22 protein-coding genes, 1 tRNA gene and 4 pseudogenes are annotated in these 25,101 nt (G+C 60.7%); 12 read left to right on the top strand and 15 right to left on the bottom strand.

Annotated features, from left to right (window positions below; all coding sequences use genetic code 11):
* The first annotated feature begins 686 nt into the window (after positions 1 to 686).
* Together fdxA and IMCC21224_RS12805 are read left to right on the top strand one after the other, a co-directional pair.
* Positions 687 to 1,025 carry a ferredoxin FdxA gene (gene fdxA, locus IMCC21224_RS12810; protein WP_047995688.1) on the top strand — a complete coding sequence of 113 codons (339 nt, stop codon included), beginning with the start codon at positions 687 to 689 and terminating at the stop codon, positions 1,023 to 1,025.
* Between the two features lie 284 nt (positions 1,026 to 1,309).
* Positions 1,310 to 1,819 carry a CarD family transcriptional regulator gene (locus IMCC21224_RS12805; protein ID WP_047995687.1) on the top strand — a complete coding sequence of 170 codons (510 nt, stop codon included), beginning with the start codon at positions 1,310 to 1,312 and terminating at the stop codon, positions 1,817 to 1,819.
* A 95-nt stretch (positions 1,820 to 1,914) separates the two neighbouring features.
* Here the strand turns inward: IMCC21224_RS12805 and IMCC21224_RS12800 are convergent, their stop codons facing one another.
* Both IMCC21224_RS12800 and IMCC21224_RS26525 read right to left on the bottom strand, forming a co-directional pair.
* The gene (locus IMCC21224_RS12800; RefSeq protein ID WP_047995686.1) at positions 1,915 to 3,789 is read right to left on the bottom strand and encodes a monovalent cation:proton antiporter-2 (CPA2) family protein; all 1,875 of its coding nucleotides are present in this window, start codon (positions 3,787 to 3,789) and stop codon (positions 1,915 to 1,917) included.
* A gap of 249 nt (positions 3,790 to 4,038) precedes the next feature.
* Positions 4,039 to 6,924 (bottom strand): hypothetical protein, encoded by a 2,886-nt coding sequence (locus IMCC21224_RS26525; RefSeq protein ID WP_156178255.1) that lies wholly within the window; start codon positions 6,922 to 6,924, stop codon positions 4,039 to 4,041.
* Positions 6,925 to 7,068: 144 nt separating this feature from the next.
* Between IMCC21224_RS26525 and IMCC21224_RS12790 the strand changes: the two genes are divergently transcribed.
* Positions 7,069 to 7,764, top strand: a complete 696-nt coding sequence (locus IMCC21224_RS12790) for an SIMPL domain-containing protein (protein WP_047995685.1) — start codon at positions 7,069 to 7,071, stop codon at positions 7,762 to 7,764.
* Positions 7,765 to 7,908: 144 nt separating this feature from the next.
* Here IMCC21224_RS12790 and IMCC21224_RS12785 read toward each other — a convergent pair whose 3' ends face one another.
* Both IMCC21224_RS12785 and IMCC21224_RS12780 read right to left on the bottom strand, forming a co-directional pair.
* Positions 7,909 to 9,201, bottom strand: coding sequence for an O-acetylhomoserine aminocarboxypropyltransferase/cysteine synthase family protein (locus IMCC21224_RS12785; RefSeq protein WP_047995684.1), 1,293 nt, complete (start codon positions 9,199 to 9,201; stop codon positions 7,909 to 7,911).
* A gap of 95 nt (positions 9,202 to 9,296) precedes the next feature.
* On the bottom strand, positions 9,297 to 10,301 hold the full coding sequence (locus IMCC21224_RS12780; protein WP_047995683.1) for a hypothetical protein: 1,005 nt from the start codon (positions 10,299 to 10,301) through the stop codon (positions 9,297 to 9,299).
* 127 nt (positions 10,302 to 10,428) lie between these two features.
* Between IMCC21224_RS12780 and IMCC21224_RS12775 the strand changes: the two genes are divergently transcribed.
* A complete protein-coding gene (locus IMCC21224_RS12775; RefSeq protein WP_197089204.1) occupies positions 10,429 to 10,902 on the top strand; it encodes a hypothetical protein in 474 nt (157 codons plus the stop codon).
* Positions 10,903 to 11,336: 434 nt separating this feature from the next.
* Positions 11,337 to 12,029 carry a GntR family transcriptional regulator gene (locus IMCC21224_RS12770; RefSeq protein ID WP_047995682.1) on the top strand — a complete coding sequence of 231 codons (693 nt, stop codon included), beginning with the start codon at positions 11,337 to 11,339 and terminating at the stop codon, positions 12,027 to 12,029.
* A gap of 45 nt (positions 12,030 to 12,074) precedes the next feature.
* Here IMCC21224_RS12770 and IMCC21224_RS12765 read toward each other — a convergent pair whose 3' ends face one another.
* The 8 genes from IMCC21224_RS12765 to IMCC21224_RS12730 form a co-directional block, all read right to left on the bottom strand.
* Complete coding sequence (locus IMCC21224_RS12765) at positions 12,075 to 12,698, bottom strand: TetR/AcrR family transcriptional regulator (RefSeq protein ID WP_047995681.1); 624 nt, start codon at positions 12,696 to 12,698, stop codon at positions 12,075 to 12,077.
* 99 nt (positions 12,699 to 12,797) lie between these two features.
* Positions 12,798 to 13,733, bottom strand: coding sequence for an AEC family transporter (locus IMCC21224_RS12760; protein ID WP_047995680.1), 936 nt, complete (start codon positions 13,731 to 13,733; stop codon positions 12,798 to 12,800).
* Positions 13,734 to 13,818: 85 nt separating this feature from the next.
* Entirely contained in the window at positions 13,819 to 14,634 is an 816-nt protein-coding gene (locus tag IMCC21224_RS12755) for an MBL fold metallo-hydrolase (protein ID WP_047995679.1), read from the bottom strand.
* On the bottom strand, positions 14,631 to 15,434 hold the full coding sequence (locus IMCC21224_RS12750) for a TatD family hydrolase (RefSeq protein ID WP_047995678.1): 804 nt from the start codon (positions 15,432 to 15,434) through the stop codon (positions 14,631 to 14,633). The genes IMCC21224_RS12755 and IMCC21224_RS12750 overlap by 4 nt, the downstream gene beginning before the upstream one ends.
* 136 nt (positions 15,435 to 15,570) lie before the next feature.
* Complete coding sequence (locus IMCC21224_RS12745; RefSeq protein ID WP_047995677.1) at positions 15,571 to 16,707, bottom strand: DNA polymerase III subunit delta'; 1,137 nt, start codon at positions 16,705 to 16,707, stop codon at positions 15,571 to 15,573.
* Positions 16,704 to 17,357: a dTMP kinase gene (tmk, locus tag IMCC21224_RS12740; protein ID WP_047995676.1), complete on the bottom strand. Its 654-nt coding sequence runs from the start codon at positions 17,355 to 17,357 to the stop codon at positions 16,704 to 16,706. The genes IMCC21224_RS12745 and tmk overlap by 4 nt, the downstream gene beginning before the upstream one ends.
* Positions 17,354 to 18,523, bottom strand: coding sequence for a D-alanyl-D-alanine carboxypeptidase family protein (locus IMCC21224_RS12735; RefSeq protein WP_047995675.1), 1,170 nt, complete (start codon positions 18,521 to 18,523; stop codon positions 17,354 to 17,356). Before IMCC21224_RS12735 ends, tmk begins: the two co-directional genes overlap by 4 nt.
* Before the next feature lie 147 nt (positions 18,524 to 18,670).
* A complete protein-coding gene (locus tag IMCC21224_RS12730) occupies positions 18,671 to 19,627 on the bottom strand; it encodes an SPOR domain-containing protein (RefSeq protein ID WP_047997102.1) in 957 nt (318 codons plus the stop codon).
* Positions 19,628 to 20,026: 399 nt separating this feature from the next.
* Here IMCC21224_RS12730 and IMCC21224_RS12725 point away from each other — a divergent pair.
* From IMCC21224_RS12725 to IMCC21224_RS12705, 6 genes and pseudogenes are all read left to right on the top strand, one after another.
* Positions 20,027 to 20,116 (top strand) — tRNA-Ser (locus IMCC21224_RS12725).
* Between the two features lie 150 nt (positions 20,117 to 20,266).
* Entirely contained in the window at positions 20,267 to 20,653 is a 387-nt protein-coding gene (locus tag IMCC21224_RS28515; protein WP_231582075.1) for an Arm DNA-binding domain-containing protein, read from the top strand.
* Positions 20,611 to 21,453: a site-specific integrase gene (locus IMCC21224_RS12720; RefSeq protein WP_231582074.1), complete on the top strand. Its 843-nt coding sequence runs from the start codon at positions 20,611 to 20,613 to the stop codon at positions 21,451 to 21,453. Before IMCC21224_RS28515 ends, IMCC21224_RS12720 begins: the two co-directional genes overlap by 43 nt.
* Before the next feature lie 3 nt (positions 21,454 to 21,456).
* Positions 21,457 to 21,798, top strand: coding sequence for a hypothetical protein (locus IMCC21224_RS12715; protein ID WP_156178253.1), 342 nt, complete (start codon positions 21,457 to 21,459; stop codon positions 21,796 to 21,798).
* A gap of 70 nt (positions 21,799 to 21,868) precedes the next feature.
* Positions 21,869 to 22,705 (top strand): annotated as a pseudogene (locus tag IMCC21224_RS27100) (IS5 family transposase).
* A gap of 100 nt (positions 22,706 to 22,805) precedes the next feature.
* Positions 22,806 to 23,468 (top strand): VPLPA-CTERM sorting domain-containing protein, encoded by a 663-nt coding sequence (locus IMCC21224_RS12705; RefSeq protein WP_047995673.1) that lies wholly within the window; start codon positions 22,806 to 22,808, stop codon positions 23,466 to 23,468.
* 167 nt (positions 23,469 to 23,635) lie between these two features.
* Here IMCC21224_RS12705 and IMCC21224_RS27810 read toward each other — a convergent pair.
* Positions 23,636 to 23,912 (bottom strand): annotated as a pseudogene (locus IMCC21224_RS27810) (transposase); the annotation flags it as partial.
* 159 nt (positions 23,913 to 24,071) lie between these two features.
* Between IMCC21224_RS27810 and IMCC21224_RS27805 the strand changes: the two are divergent.
* Positions 24,072 to 24,281 (top strand): hypothetical protein, encoded by a 210-nt coding sequence (locus IMCC21224_RS27805; protein ID WP_156178251.1) that lies wholly within the window; start codon positions 24,072 to 24,074, stop codon positions 24,279 to 24,281.
* A 170-nt stretch (positions 24,282 to 24,451) separates the two neighbouring features.
* Here the strand turns inward: IMCC21224_RS27805 and IMCC21224_RS27800 are convergent.
* Positions 24,452 to 24,592, bottom strand: a pseudogene (locus tag IMCC21224_RS27800) (IS3 family transposase); the annotation flags it as partial.
* Positions 24,593 to 24,990, bottom strand: a pseudogene (locus tag IMCC21224_RS12700) (IS5 family transposase); the annotation flags it as partial.
* Between the last annotated feature and the right edge of the window lie 111 nt (positions 24,991 to 25,101).

Below are 25,101 nucleotides of genomic sequence, written 5' to 3'. Positions count from 1 at the left end.
GCGGCACAATGCACGGGACCGACGGGCAGGTCCGCGCCAGGCGGAGCGATCACGGCCACATTCAGATCGAGCTGATCCTGCAGGGCATGACAATATCGCTCAGCCAGACCGCGACATTGAAACGGGCAGGCCCGAGATGCGGTTCGAAAGGTCGGTGATGGCCGTGCTCTTTTTCGTCATGATCGTCATGACTGCGCTGGCCGTGTTCCTTCGATTCGGTTGGACCGGATACCAAGATTCCGCGATTTATACGGGTCGGGGTGACGGCCCCGCCACTAAGGAATCGGGCGAGGGCGGCGATACCAGCATGTGCAGCCGAAGCGCCAGTCGGTGTCGACGCCTTCAGCCACCAAAGGCGACTCGCTGCCAACGCGTTGATCGACATTGCGCGGTGTCAGCGCGGACGATGGAATCCCCGGCAAATATTTGAAGCGTGCAGAGCCTGGATGAGCGGGCGGATGCGGTCCTGCGGTGCCACTGCCTGACGGCCAAAGCCCGGTTTCGAGCCATATTTTGGCAATTCGCATCGATGGGGATGATTTTAGCGGCAGATTGTTTACGCGCTGACAGGCGGGACCAGCTGACACGTCATCGTCGCAAGATGGGTCAAAGCATGGGGGAGGCGCTTGAATGATCCGGCGCTGTGTTTTAGCTAAGCTTGCAAACGATCGACGGAACAAACGCCCATGACCTATATCGTCAACGATGCCTGCATTGCCTGCAAATTCACCGATTGCGTCGAAGTGTGCCCGGTGGACTGCTTTTACGAAGGCGAGAACATGCTGGTGATTCACCCGGATGAATGCATCGACTGTGGTGTCTGCGAGCCGGAATGCCCCGCAGATGCGATCCGGCCCGACACCGAGCCGGAAGCCGAAAAGTGGGTGGAATTCAACCGCAAGTACTCTGAATTGTGGCCGGTCATCATCACCAAGAAAGATCCGTTGCCCGAGGCCGATGAACGCGATGGCGAGGTCGGCAAACTCGAGAAGTATTTTTCGGAAACACCGGGTGAGGGCGGCTGAACGCGATTCGCGCCGATCAAACGTGGTCGTTCGAAAAGCTGCATCAACCATTTGATTTGCGGCAATATTCCGGTGTTTTGGCGGACCCCTAGGAAGGGGCCCGTTTTTATGTTATGATGGTGTTACAAATGATGACATGCACGCGCATATTGCCGGTTGCGTCGCCGCCGGGGGCATAAACCAGAACGTCACACTGAGATGAACGGAGACAGTCAGTTTCCGGGCTTTTTTCGTGTCGGCTGAATTTCTGCGTGTGCTGTGTGTTTCGCAGCAAGGATACACGAATGACAAAGACCAAAAAATCCGACTTCCGCCCCAACGAATTCGTCGTCTACCCCGCTCATGGCGTGGGTCAGATCGTGTCGATCGAGGAGCAAGAGATCGCTGGCATCTCGATGGAGCTGTTCGTGATTTCCTTTGAGAAAGACAAGATGACGCTGCGGGTTCCGACGCACAAGGCAACGGAAATCGGTATGCGGTCGCTTAGCTCACCGGATGTGGTCAGCCAGGCAATGAAGACCCTCAGGGGTAAGGCCAAGGTCAAGCGGGCCATGTGGTCGCGCCGGGCGCAGGAATATGAGCAAAAGATCAACTCGGGCGATTTGATCGCAATTGCCGAAGTGGTGCGCGACCTGCACCGCGCGGACGATCAGCGCGAGCAGAGCTATTCCGAGCGTCAGCTGTACGAAGCCGCCTTGGAACGTCTGACCCGCGAAGTGGCTGCCGTCTCTGGTGGCGACGAATTGGCTGCGGCCAAGCAAGTAGACGAGGTTCTGGTCGGTCGCGCTGCCTGATCTAAAATGCGCACCTTTCCGGTGACCTCAGTAACCGCGCCCCCATAACCCGGGCGCGGTTTTTCTATGTCTTGGGCGGAAGACAGGCTATGTGTTCAGGCGGCCTTTGTCGGTTTCGCCTCCAGCGTCGACAGGAGGGCGGTTTCCAGCTCTTTCTCCAACTCTTTGGCGCGTTCGATATAGGCGGTGTTTTCTGCCGGCGGAATGTTGGGATCCCATAGCCCGGCTAGATCGCGCAGCGTTTTGCGGTCGTGGTGAAAGAACGTTTCTTCGGCGGTGGCGGCCTCGTATTCGGATAGTCCGACGTTTTCGAGCACATAGCGCCCGGCCCGCAGGGAACTGTCGAACATCTCGCGTACGATGTCGTTGGCGCCGGCCTGATACAGCGCATAGACATGGGTGCGGTCGCGGGCCCGCGCCACAATATGCAGATCCTCGCGCATCTGGCGGGCAAAGGCGACCAGTTTGGTGGTCGAGGCCGGGTTGTCCAGCGCGACCACCAGCACCTTTGCGTGTTCAATACCCGCCGCCTGCAGCAATTCTGGCCGTGTCGGGTCGCCAAAAAAGCCCTTGAATCCAAAGCGGCGCATCAACTGGATTGTTTTTAGATCGTGGTCGATCACCACCGTCTTAAAGCCCGAACTTTGCACCAACCTATTGACGACCTGACCAAAGCGCCCGACACCGGCGATGATCACTGGCCCTTCGTCGTCAATTTCGTCATCGGGCTGCAATTCGGTCACATCCTCCAGGCGACGCGACAGCCAGTCATAGGCGATGAACAACAGCGGTGTGATCATCATTGACAGGGCCACCACCAGCAGCAGCCGTTCGCCCAAAACAGAGGCCACAACATTCTGCTGGATCGAAAACGCAATGAGGACAAAGCCGAATTCGCCCGCCTGAGCCAGACTAAGGGTAAACAGCCATTTGTTGCGTCCGCGCAGTTTGAATAGCCAGGCAAGGCCAAAGAGCACTAGTCCCTTGATCAGCATGACCCCAAGCGCGAGACCCAGCAGGGTAAAGGGCGCGGCCAGGAATGTGCCAAAGTTGATGCCGGCGCCGACGGTGATGAAAAACAACCCCAACAGCAGGCCTTTGAAGGGTTCGATATCGGATTCAAGCTGATGGCGGAATTCGCTGTTGGCCAGAACCACACCGGCAAGGAACGTGCCAAGCGCGGGCGACAGACCCACCATCAGCATCAGAAAGGCGATGCCGACGACGATCAGCAGGGCGACGGCGGTGAACATCTCGGGCAGGCGCGCGGCGTGGATAAAGCGGAACAACGGACGCGCGCCATAAGATCCGCCCAAAATGATCAGCGCCACCGCGCCGAGCGTGACAAGCGTGACGCCCCACCCTGGCAACCCTTCGACCAGCGACATGGCGCCGTGATGGGCATCGGCGGCTACGGGGGCGCGCTGAATCGATCCATCGGGATTTAGCAATGGCTCGGCCACTCCGGCCAGAAGTGGCAGCAGGATCAACATTGGGATCACTGCGATATCTTGCGTCAGCAGCACCGAAAATGCCGACCGACCACCACTGGTTTGCATCAGTCCCTTTTCGTTCAGCGTTTGCAGCACAATGGCGGTCGAAGAGAGCGCAAAAATCAAACCCACCGCCAATGAAGTGCTCAGATCAAGTCCGAGGACCATGGCAGACCCGCTCACGGCCGCCGTTGTCAGAACAATCTGCAATCCGCCCATCCCGATCAGGCGGTGTCGCATGCCCCACAGCGCGCGGGGTTCAAGCTCAAGCCCGATGATGAACAGCATCATGACGACGCCGAATTCGGCGAAGTGTTGCAGATCGTTGCTGGCCGCAACTAGGCCCAGGGCCGGTCCGATGGCAATGCCGGCCAACAGATATCCCAGCACTGACCCCAGCCCGAGCCGGACCGACAAAGGCACAGCGATGACCGCTGCAGCCAGATAGATCGCTGCCTGATACAGAAACGATTCCATGATGTATTACCCTCGGCTTAGTTGTCGGTATGATGCGGGGTTGCGCAGGGTCAATACAACCGGATTAGGCTCGTTTTTGTTGAATTTCCCGGCACCTGGCTGCGAAAGGCAAATCGCGGGGCCGTTGATCTGGAACAGCCTGCGGCACCGGCGCGGGATGCGTCGTCGCGGCCGACCGGTACCCTTGACGCTGCTTACGAAATGGCGGTGTTTGCCGCTCAGGTGGTCAAGAATGAACAGCGGGCAAGTTTACCCTTGCGGCATTGTCAGGATCACGTTGCGACCGCTTTTGGTATAGCGCAGGTCGTCGTCACCGATCGCGGCGACACGGCCACCGTCGATGCGGTCACCGACCTTTACCTTTTGGTAGCGCCCGTTTGACAGCCGGACAAGGGCGCGGCGACTGGACGGTTTGCCATAGACGCCAATCAGGTTCAGCTTGCGCAGGCTGATCGCGTTGCGCACCGTCGCTTGTTTTGCGACCGATGCGGTTGAGGGGATTGACGGTGCAACGGTCCGCGGTGCGATAGCGGCCACTTGCACGGATTGCGGATCCGGGCTTTGGACAGTCGGAGTTGGGGCGCGCCGTGCCTCCTCAACGATGCGTTCGATATCGCGCGGGCGCGGGATCGGTTTGACCGAGGCCGCGATAGCAAGGTTGGTTGCGCCGATGTCGGCCTCTTCCTCTTGCTTGGTCACTTCAGGCCGGAGTTTGGGCCGCAAGGCCGCAAGTTCGGCCAGAGAGCGCCCCCCCAACGTTGCACGTTCGTTCAGTTCGATCAGATTACCGGGGCGCGTCTTTGGTCGCAGGGCCTGGATGCGGCCGCGTTCGGCCGAGGCCGCGGGCGTCTCGGGTTGTGCGATGTTCGCCTGACCCGAACGCAGTGGTGGCGTCACAGGCGGCAACCCGGCAAAGATCAGGATGCCGTCGGGGTTCATGGCCCCTTCGGTTGTGGCACGCACCAGACCGCGCGGATCAAGGTCAAAGGTCACGCCAGCAGGCGCGGGGGGGGCGAGCGAGACAAACCCTGGATCGGTCCCCAGCGACGGCGCACCGGGCAGAGCCACGGCGTCGAATTGCTGCACGGCAGTGTCAATCGACGCGACATACAGGTTGTCGAGGCCGGTTTGCAGCGGCTCTTGGGGTGGTAGCGGGGCGCGTTGCCAGATGCCGGTTGCGGCATAGGTGGCGGCGGCCTCTTCTGGACTCATGACGCGCGCGCGCTCTGGCGCCTCAGGCAGTGCGACCAGCGGTTCCTCAATTGGTGACGCCGCTATTGACGCAGTATCGGGGGTGAGGGTCGCGAGGTCCTCAGGCATAAGGTCGGGTTCGGGGGCAAGCTCGGGATCGCTGTCGGTGGTGCCAAGCGGCAAGTTGGCCACATCAATGGTGGGGACTTCGTTCGGGCGAAAGAACCGGGCAAGCCCATCGTCCAGAAAGACCGAAGCCCAAGCGGCGACGCCGGCCAGAAACAGCAGCAGCACAGCGGTCAGCAGCAGGCCAAGGAAGCGCGGCTTGCCGCCGACGCGGGCCTGCGACTGGCGCGCGCCAAAGATCGTCATACGCTCGCGTTCGGCATCATCGACGGTTGTCGCAGCGGCGGCGGCCTTTTCAGCCTGTTTCAGTCCCTTGCCAGGTTTTGACGTTGGCAGGGGTTTCGGGGCCGGGCCGCTGCGCAGTTTGGCCAATCGCGCAAGAGCCATTGCGGCGTCAGAGGTCGAATCGTCATCGGCTTGGTTTGCCTCTGGCGCGACGACCGGCGCAGTTCGGCGGCTGAAGAAACCGAAACCGCGCGCCTGTGGTGCTTTAGCGGGGGGCGGCGGATCGTCGGCCATGTCGGTAGCCTCGACCGAGGGACGGTCAAAGCTGGCAATTGGCGCGCGGGTGGCTTCGTCCGAAACCTCGTGTCCTTCGGGGCGCGGCGTGAATCGCAAGGCCGGAGTCGCCACAGCGGTCTCCGCGCCGGAATCAATCTTTGGGGTTTTGATAGCGGGGGGGGCAGGTGCGTCGCGCGTGGCGCGAATGCTGGCAAATGCCGGCGACCGCGCGACCCTGTCCCGCTGCGCCATCAGGCTGGGCTCGGGCGATTCGGGGGCCGCATCGGGTTGTGGCACTTGAAGTGGTGGCTGTGCAGCGGGAATTGGCATTGCGGCTGGGGGCGGCGGCGTATCTGGATCGGCAGCGCCGGGGCCAAGCGCCACACGAGCGTCGCGATTGGCCCGTTTGACCGCCAGTTCCAAAGCAAAATTGCTGCGTGGGCGGGCGGACGGTTCACGCGGCGTCTGGGTGGCAGAACGCGGTTCTGGGTCCGTCGATGGGCTGTCGTCTGGCACCTGTGCGACGTCTTTTGATACTTGCTCAGGCTCAGGCTCAGACTGGTCTGGATGTGGGGTGTCCGCCGCCGGTTCTGCGTGCGATTCAGGCAGGGCTTGTGGAGCCTCTGGTTCGGTCTTGGGGACTGGGGCAGGCGTGGGAATCACATCCGGCTCTGGCCGAGGGGCTGGTTGCTCAGATGTCGCTTTGGCGGGCTGCGATGCGGGCGAAGGTGGGGCGACCGGCACGTCGGGCTTTGACACCGCTGGCAAGGCAGCGATGCGGATGGCGCGGGCATCGCGCGTCGGCGGCGCGCCTGTCCAACTTTGCGCTGCACCAAAAAACACCTCGCCCTGAAAGGCACCGTTTTGGGCAATGGCGACAAAGCTGGCGGGGACAAAGGAATGCCCGCGGGCAAAGCTTTCGGCTTCTTCCAGCGTCTCGCGCGCAACTGCCGCGACCCTCAGACGCCCGCCATGGTCGGTCCAGTCATAGACCAGATCGGACACCGGATAGGGCGTCGCGCCATCGAGAGCGGCCTCAATCGCGGCGGTCCGTGCGGGGCCCGCAGGTCCGGCATGCGGCAGTTCAAGATATCGGATCTGTTCGTTGGGGATCACCAGCCTGACAGCACCGCGGGCATTCGGGTCGCGATCGTCGGCCTGAGCGCGCAGATCAGCCAGCGCCACCGAGAGATCCTGCGTGTCAAGCGCAACCTCGTCCACCACGGCCCAGCCACCACCATGCCGCTGTAGCAGCGTGATGCCGTCAAAGGAAAGGGAGAGGGCAAAATTCGGGTTCATGGGCAAGGGGTTTAGCATTCATCCGGGCTGGATGGGAGTCTCCTGCTGCTTCTCAAAAGAATGTACAGCAGGAGTTTGCCGAGGGGAAGCAAAGACCGGTTGCAGGGGCGTTGGAAGCGGCGCAAAACTGGGGCTAGGTTGGATACATAAAAGGGATCCGTCATGCGCCGTCTGTCAATTGCCCCGGTTTTACCGCTTTTTCTGTTGTTCGCTGCGCCGCTGGCCGCGCAGGACGCTGCCACCCCCCGGATCCAGGTGAGCGGCGAAGGACAGGTTTCCGCCGCACCCGATATGGCGACGATCACCCTAGGGGTGAGTGCGCAGGCCGACACGGCAGCGGCGGCGATGGACATGACCTCGGGGGCGACGCAGAAAATCCTCGGGCGGCTTGAGGGATTCGAGATCACTGGCGGCGACGTGCAGACGATGGATCTGTCCCTGAACCCGGTTTGGAATAACCGTGCCACGTCGCAGGACGCCCCCGAGATCACTGGGTTTTCTGCGTCCAATCAGGTGATGGTACGGGTGCGCGACCTGCCGAAACTGGGGGAAATACTAGGCGCGGTGCTAAGCGATGGCGCCAACACGCTGAACGGGCTGAATTTTGGCTTGCAGGATCCGGGCCCGCTGCTGGCACAGGCACGGGCCAAAGCGGTCAAAGATGCGATGGCCCGCGCCGGGATCTATGCTGATGCGGCGGGTCTGACGTTGGGTCCGGTGCTGTCAATCAGCGAAGGCGGCACCGCAGTGCCGCGCCCGGAAATGATGATGTCGATGCGTGCCGCCGATGTCCCTGTGGCGCAGGGTGAGACCGGGATATCTGCTTCGGTGAGTATGGTGTTTTCGATCGGGGAATAGCCCAGAAAACGGGTTCTGCCACCTGTCCGGCCTGACGCGTGTAGGCCCGCCGGTGTTCTGTGCGAGCGGGCTCAAGCGACGCTCAAACAGACCACACAGACGGCCTGACCGACGCGCCGCATGCGACGCGTCGGTTTGGTTTTATCAGCTGTTCGCCTTGGTCAGGGCCTGATCCAGATCGGCGATCAGATCGTCGGCGTCCTCGATCCCGATCGAGATTCGCACCACATTGGGTGCCGCACCCGCCGCGACCTGTTGTTCGGGTGACAACTGCCGGTGGGTGGTCGATGCTGAGTGGATCACCAGCGACCGGGTGTCGCCAAGGTTGGCCACGTGGCTAAAGATTTCGAGCGAATCGACCAGCTTGATGCAGGATTCGTATCCACCTTTGAGAGCAATGGTGAACAACCCGCCAGCGCCTTTGGGGCAGATCCGCGCAACCCGGTCGTTGTAAGGCGAAGACGGCAGGCCGGCATAGGTCACCGCGTCAACAGCCGGATGAGTCTCGAGCCAGGTGGCAATCCGGGTCGCATTCTCGACATGGCGCTGCATGCGCAGGGACAGGGTTTCGATCCCCATCAATGTGTAATGCGCCGCCTGCGGATTCAGGGTCATGCCAAGGTCGCGCAGACCAATGGCAATGCCGTGAAAGGTAAAGGCGAGTGGGCCGAACGTCTCAGCAAACTTGAGGCCGTGATACGCGGGTTCGGGGGCGGAGAGCGATGGAAACTTGTCACTGGCGGTCCAGTCGAATTTGCCCGAATCAACGACGCAGCCGCCGGTCACGGTGCCATTGCCGGTGAGGTACTTGGTCAGCGAATGGACGACCAGCGTGGCCCCATGTTCGAACGGGCGGCACAGATAGGGCGTGGCCGAGGTGTTGTCGACGATCAGCGGGATACCCGCCCGGTCGGAAATCGCCGAAATGGCATCGAGGTCGGTGATATAGCCGCCCGGATTGGCAATGGATTCGCAGAACACCGCGCGGGTGTCGTCGTCAATCGCCGCCTCGACCGCTGCCGTGTCGTCGAAATCGACGAAGGTGGCGGACCAGCCAAAGCGCTTGATGGTCTGACTGAACTGGGTGATTGACCCACCATAAAGGCGGGTCGAGACCACGACGTTTTTACCCGGGCTCATCAGCGGGAACAGCGCCATGATCTGCGCCGCATGCCCCGAAGAGCAGCAGATCGCACCCACACCGCCCTCAAGCGTTGCAACTCGTTCCTGCAGAACAGCCACGGTGGGGTTGGTCAGGCGGGAGTAAATATAGCCCACCTCTTGGAGGTTAAAGAGTGCGGCAGCGTGTTCGGCATCGCGGAACACATAGGCGGTGGTCTGGTAGATCGGTGTTTGCCGCGCGCCGGTGGCCGGGTCGGGTCGCGCGCCTGCGTGAACCTGCAAAGTGTCAAAGCCGTAGTTGGGGCCATCAGTCATCTGGAGTTCCTCCCTCGATATGTTTGCCTAGGTCTAGGACATCGGCTGCGACGGGGCAATGTGGCTGTGCCGCGACGGAATGCCGGGGCTGTGAGTCAGCGCAACCAGTAGCCTTCGCGTTTGATCTGGTTGCGGATCGCCTGTTCGCGACGGGGCAGATTCGTGCGGTCAAACAGCGCGCGCACCTGTGCGCCGCGGCCCTGATAAATCATCCGATTGAATGGCTCATAGCGTTCCAGGACCGTCTTGATCCGGTGCGGCGCCGTCACGGATTCCAGCACGTCGACCACCTGATCATCCTCGCGCGCATACAGCAACGGCAGCAGCCGGTAATGGCAGGATACCGAACCGTCGAGCCATCCCGATGTCAACGCCTCCCGCCCACCACCCAAGGCGTGGATCACCAGCGGCAGGACGATCTGATCGAGCCATGGATCAAGGCTCTGACACAGCAACTCGGGCGGGGGATCGTCGCGGATCGACAGCGCGTAGTCACGAAACAGGCGGCCAAACGCATGCGGGCAGCGGTAGTAGAAAAACCCGGCGTTGAAATAGAGATAACGCTGCCAGTATTCATCGGGCTGGCTCAGATCCAGCGAGCTGGCAAAATCAAGCCCAAAGCGGTCGTAGAGCGATTTCCAGATTGCGCCATAGCCGGGGCCATAGAGTTCGATCTGCGGCCAGGTGCCCTCGCGGCGCAGCGACGCGGCGGGGCGGTCGAAATCAAACGGTACGGTGTCCAGATCACCGGTGATCAGCGTGTCAGTGTCAAAAAACACAAACGGTTCGCCGGCGGGCAGGGCAAACAGCGCCTCGATTTTGTTGCCATAAGGATAACTCTGGCCGAAGTGATGGGATGTGAAGGGCAGAAAGGTGGCGCCAAGGTCGCACAGCAGATCCCGGACAACGCTGTCCGTGATGCGCGGATCATCGGGCCAGAGCGGACCGGGCTGCGGTTCGGCCAGAAACAGGCGAAACCGGGTGCCGGTGGTGCTGTGCCGCAGCGAGGCGGCAAACAGCAGCGCCTCGTATTGCAGCCGTCCGGCCTGACCGACAATCAGGATATTGACAGTTTGCTGCGGGACCGGGTCTTGTGGCATGGCTGTGGGGGCCTGTCTTCTCGTCTGGCTGTGTCAGCAGTACAGGCGCGTGGGTATCCTGCCAACAGTCGGCTTCGCTATTTCGCGAGGCGTCAGGGGAGAGGCGTGGTATTGGAAAGGTATTGAGATGCTGACGTTTATTTTGATTGTTATAGCGGGTGTGTTGGGTGGAGGTGCTGCACCGGGCGAGGGGGCGCGGACCGCAGTTGTTGACCCCATGCCGGTGGCTGAACCGCAAACGCCGACCGGGCGTTTCACCACCGCGACCGAGGTCCGTCCGATCCTGATGGCGACCAGCGGAAGCTGGGTGGTGGTGCGGGAATATGACGGGCAGGATTTGCTATATGTCACACATCTGTTTGCCTGGCGCTGCGGGCTTGTCGGGCTGCGTTACGGCGTCAACGATGGTCCGATGACGGACTGGCCGCTGCCACCCTGTCACGAGGATAGCGCCGCGCCCAATGCCCTGTTGCCTGAGGATGGTGTGACGTACCTCGGCTTTGACCTTGGCTCGGTCGCGCGGGTGCGGGTCGAAATTGTCTATGACGATCTTGAAACACAGAGCCAGAGTTACGTGCGCGATGCCATCCTGATACCCTGACCCGGCGTTGATCCGGGCAGGTCAGAATGTGATCGCCGACACGTCGCCGGAGTTTCGATGGCACCGGATGTGGGTCGCGCGTGCTGGCGAGCCTCTTACATCTGGTGGTGTCTGAGGCCGTGTGGACAAGGACTGGCCCCGGCAGGACTGATTTGCCGTTCTCAGCCACTGTCACGCACGCATAACAACCATACTAGCATATCAGTTGATACGTTGTAAACCGGGTGCCACGAGGTCAGGAAATCGCTAAACTTGGTCGCAGGTTTCTGCGCCGACAGGGCTGGGAAGGCACCTGATACAGGTGGCTGCACGGTGTTGCAGGCGATGGCAAACAGGCGATGTTTTCCGGCAGGGTGCGGTTTTCGTGGGCTGCATGGCGGCGCTGGTTTTTTCGGTATATGTTTGTATGCAGAAGCACCTGAAAGGGGAATCCGATGCCACAGGCGACCCGAGGCAAGGACCGACGCAGCAGCGTCGAGCGGATTGTGGAATATCTCTATGATGAGATTACGTCGATGCGGCTGCTACCGGGCACACGCATTTCGGAAACCGAAATTGCCAGCCGATTCGGAGTGTCGCGCCAACCGGCGCGGGATGCCTTTAATCAACTGGAACATATGGACCTGATCACGATTCGCCCCAAAAGGGCGACAGAGGTCAGAAAGTTCTCGGCAGCCGCGATCGAAAAATCGCGCTTTGTCCGTGCTGCCGTCGAAACGGCCGCGCTGCGCCGGGCTGCGGTGGAATGTGACGACGCGGGCAGGGCTGCGCTGGACGCCTGCCTTGCCCTGCAAAAAGCGGCGATTGCGCGCGGAAATCGTCCGGCCTTTGCGCGACTGGACTATGATTTTCACCGTACCCTGTGTGACGTAGGTAAGGTCAGCTTTGCCTATGACGTTATCAAGACCGAGAAGGAAAAGGTGGATCGACTTTGCACACTGGAGTTGTCAAAGGGTGATTGGATGCAGCTGTTGATCGAGGATCACGAGAGCATCGCAAACGCGGTGAAGCTTGGTGATCAGCAGGCGGCGGTCGATGCAGGGATGCGGCATCTTAGGCGGCTCGACGATACAATCAAAACGATCCGGATCAACAGCGCCACGTATTTTGAGCCCGATCCGGAGTGATCCCGACGATAGCGCGACAATGCGGCTGCCGCCATCTGTGGTGCCTCAGGGATCCTGATCGTCCGGGTCGTCGTAATGGGCGACATACGAGGCGATCAGCCGGTCGATGGCCGCACGCGACACGCGGTTGTGTTCAGCTGAGAACCCAAGGCTCGCTACCATTTTCCAGTGGCCATACATGATCGCCACAAACAAATAACCGATTTCGCGGCAGGCTGACTGGCTGAGCGTCGGGTTGCTGATCTGCACCTCGTGCGCGATGGTGAATTGCAGCAGAGCATATTGATCATGCAGGTTCTTGCGGATTTTGGCCGATCCGGCAGCAAGAGACATCATGGCATCATAGGTTGCGTCGTCGGCAGGTTTGGCCAGATCTTTGCCGGCGAGGAAGTCAAAGTAGAAATCCAGGAACATCGGCAGCCGCTCGGTTTTGTCGGCAGCCAGAATTCCTTTCATCAGTGCCTCTTTATAGGCGGCAGCCAACCCGTCACAGACCGAGACCATCAATGTTTCGGGATCGGGGAAATAGTGCCGGATCAACTGGCGTGACATGTCGGCCTCTTCGGCGATCAGGTCGTAAGAGGGCAGGGGCAGTCCGTGTTTGCCGATGGTCTTGATCGCGGCCTGAACAATGGCCGGGCGGCGGATATCCGAAATCGGCTTGACCATCAGTATTCCGTCTCTCTCGTGTGATAATAAGGGCATAGACTGCGCTGGTCAGCGGGGCGCTGCTACCCTGACGCTGCGGCATTGTATCTTTCCGCAGCGTCAGGGTAGCAGCGCCAGCCAGACCCAGACGGTGCCCAGCGAAAGCCCCGTGGCGAACAGCACCGACGAGGCTGCAACGCGGCGCGCCCGTCCGTACATGTTGGCAAAGACATAGGCATTGATTCCCGGCGCCATTGCAGCCGTCAACACCGCCGAGCGGAAGGCATCCGTCGGCAGGTTGAACGCGCTTCCCAGCGTCCAGGTGATTGCGGGATGCAGCATCAGTGAGATGGCGCAGACAAAGGCGATGACGCGGAAATCCCCCTCTGGGCGATATCGATAGAGCACGCCGCCCATGCCGAACAGCGCCACCGGAAGGGCTGTGCGCACGATCATATCAATCGCTTCGGTGACGGGGGCCGGCAAACCCAAATTCAAAATATTGAACGCGGCGCCGATGGAAATCCCGATCACCAGCGCGTTGCGGAACATCGCCTTGAGCACGGTGAGCGGCAGACTGCCCGCGCTGGTGTTGCGGGCATGGGCGCGTGCGATTTCCATCGCCGTGATACCGATGCCATAGCAGATCGGCGAATGCAGGGCGATGATGGCGTAATTGGCGGTCAGCGCGTCACTGCCAAAGGCGCGTTCGGTAATGGCAAGGCCCAGCATCAGCGAATTGGCAAACAGGCAGCAGAACCCGACGGCGACAGAATCCTCCCAGTCGCGGTGAAACAGATAGCGCGCACCCAGCAACCCCAGTGTAAAGCCGGTGATTGAACCGGCATAAAAGCTGACCAGAAGCAGCGGGTTGAAATGCTGCCCAAGATCCAGGGTCCAGATCGCGCGAAACAGCAGGCAGGGGATGGCAAAATTCTGGGTGAATTGCATCAGCCCGTCGACGCCGCTTTCGGAAAAGAGGGCACGCCATGCGGCGACATAGCCAAAGCCGATGACTAAAAAGACGGGGAGGATGACGTCAAGAAGGGCTTGCATGCGATCGGTTTCTGGAATGGCGGCGCGGCGCTTTTGGCACGGCAGGATTTGCGTATTTAAAAAGAGAAGAAACGGCGTCTGGCAGTCAGGCGTGCGCGTCGTCCAGCGGGTAACGGATCACCATGCCGTCGTATGCAGGGGTGATGTGGGCGGGGGTCTCGGACTCGACCGTCGCGTAGTCGAGGTCGATATGCATGTTGGTCAGCACTGCGCGTTTGGGCGCCATACGATCGATCCAGCCCAGCGTTTGTGCCAGATGGGAGTGGCTCGGATGTGGGGTGCGGCGCAGCGAGTCGACGATCCAGCAATCGAGGTCGTCCAGCACCGGCCAGACTGCGTCAGGGATCTGCAGGACGTCGGGCAGGTAGGCCAGCCCGCCAATGCGGAACCCCAGCGCGTCGATGCCGCCGTGATTGACCTCGAACGGGGTAAGCGTGATATCGCCGCCAGCACCGGAGATGGTGAAGTTCCCGTTGATGGTATGCATATCGAGGATCGCGGGATATTGGCTGCCTTGGGGTTGGATAAAGGCATAGGCAAAGCGGTCATACAGGCTTTGTTGTGTTACTGTGTCGGCCCAGACCGCCAGACGCTGGCGTTTATTGAACACGATCATCCGCAAATCGTCGATGCCGTGGACGTGGTCAGCATGGGCATGGGTATAGGCGACGCCGTCCAACAATCCGATTCCCGCATCCAGCAGCTGAGAGCGCAGGTCCGGCGAGGTGTCGATTAGCACGCGGGTGACGCCATCGGGTGTTTCACGCTCAACCAATAGCGAGCAACGTCGGCGGATGTTGCGCGGGTTTGCGGGGTCGCAGTCGCCCCAGTGTCCGCCCAGCCGCGGCACGCCGCCGGACGAGCCGCACCCAAGGATGGTGAAACGCAGTTCAGACGTCATGCGGCGGCCTGATAAGCGGTGACCTTGGCAAACAGGCGTTCGAAATTCTGTTCGGCCTGCGCGGCGAAATCGGCGTAGTCGAGGTCAAATACCGTGGCCGCGACGCGGGCGGTGTGTGCGGTATAGGCCGGTTCGTTCCGCTTGCCGCGATGCGGTGGCGGAGCGAGGTAGGGGCTATCGGTTTCCACAAGGATACGGTCAAGCGGAGCGGCCGCAAAGATGTCGCGCAGCGCCTGACTTTTGGGAAACGCGGCGATGCCGGACATCGACAGGTAAAAGCCAAGGTCGAGCGCGACACGGGCGAGCTCTGGGCTGGACGAGAAGCAGTGCATCACACAAGAGTAGGGGCGCGCACGGTAGGTTTCAGTCAGGATGCGGGCCATGTCGTCATCGGCGGCGCGCGCGTGGATAATCAGCGGCAGGCCGGTTTCCTGCGCCGCCGCGATGTGAATGCGCAGACTTTGTTTCTGCACCTCGGCGCTGTCGGCGGTGTAGTGATAATCGAGTCCGGTCTCACCCAATCCGACAAATTTGGGGTGTTGCGACAGCGCCACGAGCTGATCGACGCTGACCAGCGGCTCTTCGGCGGCGCTCATCGGGTGGATGCCTGCGGCGTAGAACACCTGTTCATGCGCCTCGGCCAGTGCGCGCACCTTTGGTTCGCTGCGCATCCGCGTGCAGATCGTGACCATTCGGTGCACCCCTGCGGCGCTGGCGCGCTCCAGAACGGCGGCAAGTTCGCCGTCGAAATCCGGAAAGTCGAGGTGGCAGTGGCTGTCTGTGATATGTGGTTCGGTCATGCCGTATGTCTTTCCCGGGCCTGATGGCGTCGGTATCTAGGATGTGGGCCAGAGGGTCAAGGCGGTGAGGCCCGGCAGGACCGGGTTGTGGGGCAATCAGTCCGATCTTGCGTGGCGCGTGGGCGCTGGCCAGCGGTCACCGCGCGAATGTGGCTGCAGTGTCGCGCAGATGCAGAAGTGAGTCGAGAACGAGGGCAGCAGGATCAATGTTCACTGCGCGGCCATGGCGGGCGCGGTCGCCTGCCGTCTGTGCCAGAGTCGCCCAGGCGCGTCCGGCATCGAGAGAGCGTGACAGCCGGGTCAGGATGGCGGCTTCGCCCTGTGCGGCCTCGGGGAGCGGGGCTGCGCCGGTGACGCCGGTGCGGGCCAGACGTGCCAGCGCGAGGTCCAGCAAGACGAACAGCAAGTCGAGCCGGTCCTCGCGACCGCGGGCGGCGGCGGTTTCGGCCAGCGCAATCGCGCGCGGGCGGTCGAGGTCGGGCAGAGTGCCCAGCAGCGCCACAAGCTCTGCGTATAGTTTGAGCCCGTCGAGGTTGAGCAACCGGATCGCCGCGCCGACCGACCCCGCCGACAAGGCGGCCAGCGCCTCGGTTTGATGCGGGGCGACTTCGGCCCCGGTGGCGGCAAGTGCGGCTGCCATGTCGGCTGGCATCAGCGGAGCCAGCCGCAGCTCGCGGCAGCGTGACCGTATCGTCGGCAATAGCCGCGAGGGCTGATGGCTGATCAGCAGCAGCGTGGTGCGGGCGGGCGGCTCTTCGAGTAGTTTGAGGATGGCGTTGGCGGCGGATGGATTCATCTCGTCCGCCGAATCCACGATCACCACACGGCGTCCGCCATCGGTTGCGGAGAGGGAAAAGAAATTACGCAGCTTGCGCACCTCTTCGACGGTAAGCTGGGTCTTGAGCCGCTTTTTGTCAGCATCCCAAACCCGGCGCAGCAGAAAGAGACCGGGTTCGGACAGCGCCTGCGTGCGCCGCATCACCGGATGATCTGCCGCAATGTCGAGCGTGGCGGGCGGGGGGGGGGCGCCAAACATTCCGTCATCCCCGGCGGGCGGCGTCGCCAGCAGGAACCGCGCGATGCGCCAGGCCAGCGTTGCCTTGCCCAACCCCTGTGGGCCAGTCAATAGCCAGCCGTGATGCAGTCGCTCCGCGCCGTAGGCCTCCAGAAAGGCGCGCTCAGCCGCCTGCTGCCCGATCATATGCGGCGTCTCGCGCGGGTGCGGCGCACCTTCGACGCGGTCGGCTTCGGGCAGGGTGGGATCGTCCTTCATGGCTGCAGGTTCGTCAGACGCGGTACGACAGCGGCAAGGATATCTGCGGCAACGTCATCTTCGCCCCGGGTGCCGTCAATCACGCGGATACGGTTGGGAAACTCCTTAGCCAGCGCCAGAAATCCTGCGCGCATCGCGTCTTGCAGCGGTTGGCCGAAATCTTCGAACCGTTCCTCAATTGTTGCGCGGGCCTTGGCGCGGGCCAGTGCTGCGCCGGGGTCCATGTCGATCAGCAAGGTCAGCTCGGGCTCTTGCCCGATCATCAGATCGTGCAGCACATCGACGGCAGTGCGCAGGTTCCCACGCGACAGGCCCTGATACATCCGGGTGCTGTCGGCAAAGCGGTCGCACAGTACGATCTGACCTGCCGCGAGGGCGGGGCGGATCGTGCGTTCAAGATGATCGCGGCGCGCGGCGGTAAACAGCAAAAGTTCGGTTTCCGCCGACCAGCGATCGGGATCACCCTGTAACACAAGCGCGCGGATCTCTTCGGCGCCGGTGCTGCCGCCGGGTTCGCGGGTCAGAACCACATCGCGGCCCTGCGCGCGCAAGGTCCGGGCCAGTCGCCGCGCCTGTGTCGATTTACCGGAGCCGTCGATGCCTTCGAAACTGATGAAAAGCCCGTGCGGCGCTGCGCCGTTTGTGGTCACATCGTCCCCTCGGGGCTTTCGCTCAGCCGGCCAATCAATACGTTGCTCACCGTCATCATCCGGTTGAGAAAGCCACCGCGCGCGACTGCGCTTTGTGCCACCAGCGGCACCCTATGTTCCGGCAAACCCTCTGGGCGGATGATCAGTTCGGCCAGTTTTTGTCCCTTTGTGATGGGGGCCTTGAGAGGGCCTGTATAGACCACTTCGGCCTCCACCTGCGATCCGGGCAGAACGGGCATAAGCAGGGTCACATCCTCTTGGGTCACCAGCGGCACAGTGGGGCTGGCACCCATCCAGACATCAGCCTCGGCGATCGCCTGCCCTGCAGCGGTCATCTTGGTTTCGGCAAACTGACGGAAGGCCCAATTGACGATTGCCTCGGATTCCTCGGCACGGGCGCGGGTGCTGTCCAACCCGGTCAGCGAAAAGATCACCCGCCGGTCACCCTGTTTGGCAGATCCAACAAGGCCATAGCCCGCCTCAGACGTGTGCCCGGTCTTGAGCCCATCCGCACCGATGCCCAGACCCAGCAGCGGGTTGCGGTTGTTGACGTTCTGCGGCGCCCGTCCGTCAAAGGCGAATTTCTGTTCGGCAAACATCGGATAGAAGTCGGGAAAATCTTTGATGAGCAGACTGGCAAGCAGCGTGAGGTCGCGCATCGACATCACATGCCCATCGGCCGGCCAGCCGTTGGAATTATGAAACACCGAATTGGTCATGCCAAGTTGCTGCGCGCGGCGCGTCATCAGTTTGGCAAAGCCAGCTTCGGTGCCATCGGGGCTGAGGGCCTCGGCGATCACAGCGCAGGCGTCGTTGCCCGACAGCACGACAATCCCCTGCAACAGGTCATTGACGGCAACCCGGTCGGTGGTGTCGAGGAACATGGTCGAGCCGCCATAAGACATTGCATGGCTCGACACTGGCAGTTTCTCATCCAGCTTGAGACGCCCGTCGCGCACAGCCTCAAACGCCATATACAGCGTCATCAGCTTGGACATTGACGCAGGCGGCAGCGCCTCATCGGCGTTCTTGGCCAAAAGCACCGTGCCGGTGGACTGGTCCAGCACAAATGCCGCCTTGGCGCGGGTGTCAAATGCCTGTGCAGAACCGGCCAGCAGCACCAGGGCTGTCAGCAGGGCGGTGGTTCTGCGGAAAGTCACATTCATGCTCTGGCTCCTTGGGTGGCGATCAGACGTGTCGCAATGCGGGCGCCCGGCGCTGCGTTGGTTCTGCCCTGCGGCTTTGGACGTTATTTCGCCCTATGCGCGCGGGATTTGCAAGTGAAGCGGTGGTGCACCGGCGGGGGTCTGCCGTCAGTTGCTGACTGCATACGCGTCGGTAAAGCCGCTCGCCTTGATCTTTTTCAGCAGCGTGTCCAACTCGCCGCTGTTTTGCGCCGGACCGACAAGCACACGCCAGAACGCCGTGCCGCTTGAGCTTTGCTTCTTCACCGTGGGCACCATTCCGGCCTGACGCATCGCGGTGGCCGTGTTGTTGGCATTTCCTTCGACGCTGAAAATCCCGATCTGGATAAAAGGTTTGGAGAGGTTTGACTTGGTTGTCGCTGATTGCGCTGGAACTGGCTTGGCAGCAACGGGGGCGGCTGGTTTCGGCGCTGCTGCTGCGGCCGATGGGGCAAGAGGAGGGGTTGCAGGTGCCCTGTCAATGGCAGCCGCCGCAGCGGCTGTTACCGGTTCGAGTGTTCCCTCAGAGATGGCGGAAGGCGCGTCGAGGCCACCCACAGCCGAAGCCGTCCCGTCAGACACTGGCGGTATGTCGGTTTGCGGCGGGGCCTCTTCGGCCACTTCCTCGCGGCGCAGGGCGACGACATTGATATTGGTGGGCGCACCGGCCAGCATCCCTAGCGCCGCAGCCGCGTCCGAGGACACCTGCAACCTTGGTCCCGGTGTTTCGCGTTCACGACGGAACAGCGCACCAATCACAAACTTGCCATTCTGCTCGTTGCGCACGATCACCCGCTCGGGTTCCGTCACATCCGGATGCGCCACCCAGACCCCGCCAAGCGATGGGCGACCATCCCAGAGCCCGGCCTCGGTGGCCTGAAACACATCGGGGGCCTCAATGTCACGTTCGACCATTTGCTTGCTGGATTTACCCGATGCCGTTGATCCTGCCGTACCGCCGTCCTGCGCCTTCAGGAACCCCGGCATCTGCCCGTCTTCGCACGCGGCAAGGCCGAGAGCCATCGCCAAAAGGACAGCGCTGCGTCCCGCCGCAGTTCTGCGTCGTGCCCAGATCTCTTTTTCCATGCCAATGCCCCTCAGCCTGCCTTGCGCAATTGCGATGCGTGTCTTTTGCCGGTTGGTCCAGCCTATAATGCTCTTGCCTGCGGTGCTGCGCACCATCGAATTTGCGCAGAGCTTAGCTGCTTGACGCGCCCATGAAAAGCCCGCAGCGCGGGCTGGGAAAAATTTCCGCGCTGGGTGCTTTCAGAATCGCTCGTGGGGGGATATGCCGTCTGGACTTTGCGGTTGGGCGTCACCGGTGGCACCGGAAATCTGGTGGCTATTGCAGCGGCTCTGCATATTGCAGCGCCAGGGTCGATTGAGAGAGTGTTGTTTCGGGGTGGCGATATGTCCATGACTTGAGGCGCCGGAGACATCCGTTGTCATAAGTCAGGATGGCCTGCAATGTCCCCCGAGCGTAGTGGAAGCGTGTCCGAGTGGTTTAAGGAACTGGTCTTGAAAACCAGCGACGGGGAGACTCGTCCGTGGGTTCGAATCCCACCGCTTCCGCCAATGGTGGTTTTTACCCAATTTAACATTCCAGCTTAGACCTACCTAAATGCCTTGAATCCCTTCAAGAATTGTTGGTTGTTCGGTTTTGTTGGCTTTGTTTGAATTTTGCCAGTATGCTTTCCTTGCGTGGTACGGAAGGTGGTATGCGGGATGGCGGCACTTGGCGGCAAGCTGACCAAGAAATTGGTGGAGAACCTGGGCGCGGGCCGTCACGGCGACGGGGCCGGTCTGTATTTGGTGGTGGACCCGTCCGGCGCGCGGCGCTGGATTGTCCGTGTCACGGTCAAGGGCCAGAAAAACGCCAAGGGCGCGCCGCTACGCACCGACTTTGGTTTGGGCGGTGCCGATGTGGTTACACTCAACGCGGCGCGCGAGCGGGCGCTGGAATATCGGCGCATGGCAAAGACCGGCCTGACCGGCCTGACCCGCGTTTCAATGCAGAGCGCCAGATCCCCACATTCTCGGAACTGGCACAGCAGGTTCACATTGACCGGATGCCCACTTGGAAAAACGCCAAGCATGGCGCGCAATGGCTGAACACGTTGCGCGACTATGCCTTTCCCAAGATTGGCCGGATGCCGGTTGATAGCATCGGGCAACCTGAGGTGCTGATGTGCCTGTCACCCATCTGGGCAGACAAGCATGAAACCGCGCGGCGGCTGGCGCAGCGTATCAAGACGGTGCTGGACGTGGGTCGGTCGCGCGGGTTTCGGGATGGCGAAAACCCGGTAACGGCGGTCAAAGAGGCCGGGGTTCTGCCCAAGGTGAAGGTCAAGGTGACGCATCACGACGCGATGCCTTGGCGCGATATTCCGGCCTTCTATGCCGAACTGGAGGGACGCAGCGCCACGGCGGCAAAGGCGCTGCAATTCACGGTTTTGTCCGCCTGTCGCACGTCCGAGGTGCTGGGCATGACATGGAATGAGGTGGATCTGGACGCGCGGCTCTGGACGATACCGGCGGCGCGGATGAAGGGCGGGGTCCAGCATCGGGTTCCTCTTACGGATGAATTATTGCGGGTGCTGGAGCCGATGAAGGCGATGGCGTCGGAATTTGTGTTTGAGGGGCAAAAGCGGCACCGGCCTCTATCCAATATGTCGATTCTGATGCTCATGCGGCGGATGGAGCGCGGGCAATACACCGTGCATGGCTTCCGCAGCACCTTCCGTGATTGGGCCGGGGAAGAAGCGGGCGCACCGCGCGAGGTGGCAGAGGCGACGCTGGCGCATCAAGTCGGTTCTGATGTGGAGCGGGCTTACGCGCGGTCGGATTTGTTGGAGCGGCGGCGGGAATTGATGTCGCATTGGAGTTTTTATGCAGCCGGAAAAAAGAGATAAATCTTGCACGCATCAGTTTATTTATCTTTGCGTTCGCTTCTTTTGCACCGGATTTATCCTGCCGACATTGGTTTGGTTCGGAATGATTCTGAGGCGGCCAAGCTCGTTCATGCATACGGGGGGCAAATAGCTTCGCAAGTCGAATTGGAGAAAGACACACCGATGATGCAGCTCGCCAGTGCACAGGAAGCAATGTTTAAGATTCGGCCACTTGTAGGGCTTTCCAAGGGGACCATTAGAAAATACATCGCCGAACTTTGGCGAGAAGATTACGGACTTAAGACAAAATTGGAAATCCGGACAGACAAGTTCGACAGGTATGACGAGAGACAGCGTGACATCTAAAACTTAGGCTCAGGACCCATTGATATTCGCTTCGCTGCGTGATTCACGGCTCAAAAAGTGAGCGGTGAACATGTCTGATCTAATCTGGTTATCCGACGCGCAGATGGCGCGTCTTGGCCCCTACTTTCCCAAATCCCACGGCAAGCCACGTGTCGATGACAAGCGCGTTCTTAGCGGGATTATCTTCATCAATCGCAACGGCTTACGGTGGCGTGACGCGCCGAAGGAATACGGCCCACACAAAACGCTCTACAATCGGTGGAAACGCTGGAGTGACAAGGGTATTTTTGCCCAGATGATGGCCGGTCTGGCTGCTGATCACGGCGAACAGACGACGGTCATGATCGACGCCACTTACCTCAAAGCTCATCGAACGGCGTCCAGCCTGGGCGTCAAAAAGGGGGGCGTGGTCGCCTGATTGGTCGAACCAAGGGTGGCATGAACACGAAACTGCACGCCATCTGCGACAGCTATGGACGTCCGCTCAATCTGTTCGTGACCGCCGGTCACCCCTCTCGGCGATGCAAGCATCACCTGCCGGGCAGTGGTACAGCGACTACATCGGTGCCCGAGCACTGCTGAGCAGCCTGCCAGATGTCGACTGGCTTCTTGGGGATCGCGGCTATGACGCTGATTGGTTCAGAGAAGCGTTGAAAGACAAAGGGATACGCGCCTGCATCCCGGGTCGTAAGCAACGCAAGACTGCAATCCGATACGACAAGCGGCGCTACAAACGCCGCAACCGCCCCTCTCGTGACATTGCTGCGCAATGCACTGCCGGGCAGTGATCGAGATCATGTTCGGCAGGCTCAAGGACTGGCGGCGTGTCACAACCCGCTATGACCGCTGCCCCAAAGTCTTCCTCTCCGCAATCGCCCTCGCTGCACTCGTCATCTACTGGCTATGAGTCCTGACCCTAGAGAAGCCTTAAAGCTGTCACAATTTACGCGCCTTTATCGACCGATATTAAGTTGGTGTGTCCCACACTAAAGAGGAAGGATACCAAAATGGTAGCGATGACCACAGTCCACAAAAGGATCTTCACAGCAATCGCAGCGGTCTTTTTGGCCAGCTCAGCGAGCGCTGCAACGGTTTTCACAATCGGAGATGGCTCTGCCGTCACAACAGTAGATGCGTTTGCGGGCTTTGAAAGCGCGCTTGCGGTGTCAAACTCGTCATACACCGAAGGTGGAATGGAGTTTCTGAATACCGGCAACTATTGCGGCTATGCCGGTTGCCACAGCCACTCCGGTTTTTATAGTGGCGCAACGCCCTTTACTGGCAACTATATTTACTCAACCGGCGATTACACGATTTCCGCAACGGACGGGAACGTATTCAACGGCTTGGAATTGACCCTTGGGTCAGGTTACGCTGCCGGCAACCACACATACACTTGGTCGACCTATCTTGGCGGAAACCTCGTGACAGCCGGGAACACAGGCGCCATTAACGCGCCGTCGATCTATGGCTGGTCTGACATCGAAGGCTTTGATCGGGTGGTCTTTGGCCGCGTCGGAAACTATGCAGCGTTCGATAACGTCAAAGCTTCATTTCTTGCCCCGGTTCCGCTGCCTGCAACCGGGCTGATGTTGATCTTTGCGCTTGGCGGTTTTGGTCTGGCGCGCCGCAAATCAACTGCGGAGCGTTGTTGCGCATCGCAAGCGTGAGGTATGGCGTCCGCTTTCCCGGTTGGTCTCAGGCGATGCGAATATGGATTTCGCCAGCCTGACGGTCGGGGTCTGTCGCGGCGATGCGTTCCCCCCAAGGCCGTGAGGCAGCGTATCCATCGCCCGGCAAGGACGCAGGACTCATTTGGCTTGCGAACTTTGAGAAGGCGCCATCGCCCAGAGACTTGATACCGGTGTTGTCCGCTGCCCGGCAGGGTGTTGCGCGGCAATGCCCGAGAGGGGATCAGCAGGCTCAACGGACCAGCGGCGCGCCGCTTCGGGATCTGGACGGCGAGTGTCTTCGGTCTCCTCTCATGCATGCAAACATGCACTACCGGACAGTGGTCGGCACAGGTTCGTGTAATCCGGTGCGGCCCAGTCCAGACCGGCGATCCGCAGCAAGCTGGCCACCACCCCAGTCGTGTGTCGCGACGGCAGCTTGAATCTGCCCGGATGGTTCCTCTGGATCGATGCCGCCCAACTCAAAGTTCAGCACCGAAAGGCGTGAGCGTTGAGGGTTTCACACTTAATGTGGCTAAGTAGTTGTTTGAATTAATTTTTCCATTCATTACGGATGATGGCCATAGGTACAAGGTCACTCAAATGAGATTCCTCGATCACTTCAAACGGCATTCCGCCGAACCAAAAGTCGTAAGCAGTTACGAAGCGGCAACGCCCTCGCAGCGCCGGTTTGGTGGCGGTTCTCAGTCCTTTGGTCACTGGGCGTCTGAGACATCGGCGGCGCGGGAACACCCATCCAGCGGCGCGATACGCGCGGCGCATATCTCGAAATTCTGGACCCGGCGTCGCTAAACCTCGACGGGCTGGACGTGCCGCTTCTGGACAGTCACGACCGGCACCGCGCAACCGCCACCATTGGCCGTGCCCGGACCTTCCGCCTGGAAGACGGGGCAATTGTTGCGGACCTGACCTTTTCGACCGCGCAGGACGTGTCCCCCATCGTTGACCGGGTTCGCGACGGCACGTTCGCCCAAGAATGAGGTGTCGCCAACAGCAGCCAGACATTCCCGACTGAAGTCATCGATGACGTTCAATATGCGGAAACGTCGACCGCACGACAGGCTGTCAGACACGAAGTCGAGCGACCAACGCTTTCGGCCCCTGTCGCAGATGGCGTGCAGTTTCGTGTTCATGCCACCCTTGGTTCGACCAATCAGGCGACCACGCCCCCCTTTTTGACGCCCAGGCTGGACGCCGTTCGATGAGCTTTGAGGTAAGTGGCGTCGATCATGACCGTCGTCTGTTCGCCGTGATCAGCAGCCAGACCGGCCATCATCTGGGCAAAGATACCCTTGTCACTCCAGCGTTTCCACCGATTGTAGAGCGTTTTGTGTGGGCCGTATTCCTTCGGCGCGTCACGCCACCGTAAGCCGTTGCGATTGATGAAGATAATCCCGCTAAGAACGCGCTTGTCATCGACACGTGGCTTGCCGTGGGATTTGGGAAAGTAGGGGCCAAGACGCGCCATCTGCGCGTCGGATAACCAGATTAGATCAGACATGTTCACCGCTCACTTTTTGAGCCGTGAATCACGCAGCGAAGCGAATATCAATGGGTCCTGAGCCTAAGCCATATATTGTGGCGGCTTAACATATTGTGGAGTGGTCCTGCT

Source organism: Puniceibacterium sp. IMCC21224 (assembly GCF_001038505.1).
Lineage (GTDB): Bacteria > Pseudomonadota > Alphaproteobacteria > Rhodobacterales > Rhodobacteraceae > Puniceibacterium.
This window is presented reverse-complemented; position numbering and strand designations above follow the sequence as displayed.

What these genes read in the sequence shown, in the direction of transcription:
- fdxA (WP_047995688.1), top strand. Translation starts at nt 687, where the DNA reads ATGACCTATATCGTCAACGATGCCTGCATTGCCTGCAAATTCACCGAT.
- IMCC21224_RS12805 (WP_047995687.1), top strand. Translation starts at nt 1,310, where the DNA reads ATGACAAAGACCAAAAAATCCGACTTCCGCCCCAACGAATTCGTCGTC.
- IMCC21224_RS12800 (WP_047995686.1), bottom strand. Translation starts at nt 3,789, where the DNA reads ATGGAATCGTTTCTGTATCAGGCAGCGATCTATCTGGCTGCAGCGGTC.
- IMCC21224_RS26525 (WP_156178255.1), bottom strand. Translation starts at nt 6,924, where the DNA reads ATGCTAAACCCCTTGCCCATGAACCCGAATTTTGCCCTCTCCCTTTCC.
- IMCC21224_RS12790 (WP_047995685.1), top strand. Translation starts at nt 7,069, where the DNA reads ATGCGCCGTCTGTCAATTGCCCCGGTTTTACCGCTTTTTCTGTTGTTC.
- IMCC21224_RS12785 (WP_047995684.1), bottom strand. Translation starts at nt 9,201, where the DNA reads ATGACTGATGGCCCCAACTACGGCTTTGACACTTTGCAGGTTCACGCA.
- IMCC21224_RS12780 (WP_047995683.1), bottom strand. Translation starts at nt 10,301, where the DNA reads ATGCCACAAGACCCGGTCCCGCAGCAAACTGTCAATATCCTGATTGTC.
- IMCC21224_RS12775 (WP_197089204.1), top strand. Translation starts at nt 10,429, where the DNA reads ATGCTGACGTTTATTTTGATTGTTATAGCGGGTGTGTTGGGTGGAGGT.
- IMCC21224_RS12770 (WP_047995682.1), top strand. Translation starts at nt 11,337, where the DNA reads ATGCCACAGGCGACCCGAGGCAAGGACCGACGCAGCAGCGTCGAGCGG.
- IMCC21224_RS12765 (WP_047995681.1), bottom strand. Translation starts at nt 12,698, where the DNA reads ATGGTCAAGCCGATTTCGGATATCCGCCGCCCGGCCATTGTTCAGGCC.
- IMCC21224_RS12760 (WP_047995680.1), bottom strand. Translation starts at nt 13,733, where the DNA reads ATGCAAGCCCTTCTTGACGTCATCCTCCCCGTCTTTTTAGTCATCGGC.
- IMCC21224_RS12755 (WP_047995679.1), bottom strand. Translation starts at nt 14,634, where the DNA reads ATGACGTCTGAACTGCGTTTCACCATCCTTGGGTGCGGCTCGTCCGGC.
- IMCC21224_RS12750 (WP_047995678.1), bottom strand. Translation starts at nt 15,434, where the DNA reads ATGACCGAACCACATATCACAGACAGCCACTGCCACCTCGACTTTCCG.
- IMCC21224_RS12745 (WP_047995677.1), bottom strand. Translation starts at nt 16,707, where the DNA reads ATGAAGGACGATCCCACCCTGCCCGAAGCCGACCGCGTCGAAGGTGCG.
- IMCC21224_RS12735 (WP_047995675.1), bottom strand. Translation starts at nt 18,523, where the DNA reads ATGAATGTGACTTTCCGCAGAACCACCGCCCTGCTGACAGCCCTGGTG.
- IMCC21224_RS12730 (WP_047997102.1), bottom strand. Translation starts at nt 19,627, where the DNA reads ATGGAAAAAGAGATCTGGGCACGACGCAGAACTGCGGCGGGACGCAGC.
- IMCC21224_RS28515 (WP_231582075.1), top strand. Translation starts at nt 20,267, where the DNA reads ATGGCGGCACTTGGCGGCAAGCTGACCAAGAAATTGGTGGAGAACCTG.
- IMCC21224_RS12720 (WP_231582074.1), top strand. Translation starts at nt 20,611, where the DNA reads ATGCCCACTTGGAAAAACGCCAAGCATGGCGCGCAATGGCTGAACACG.
- IMCC21224_RS12705 (WP_047995673.1), top strand. Translation starts at nt 22,806, where the DNA reads ATGGTAGCGATGACCACAGTCCACAAAAGGATCTTCACAGCAATCGCA.
- IMCC21224_RS27805 (WP_156178251.1), top strand. Translation starts at nt 24,072, where the DNA reads ATGAGATTCCTCGATCACTTCAAACGGCATTCCGCCGAACCAAAAGTC.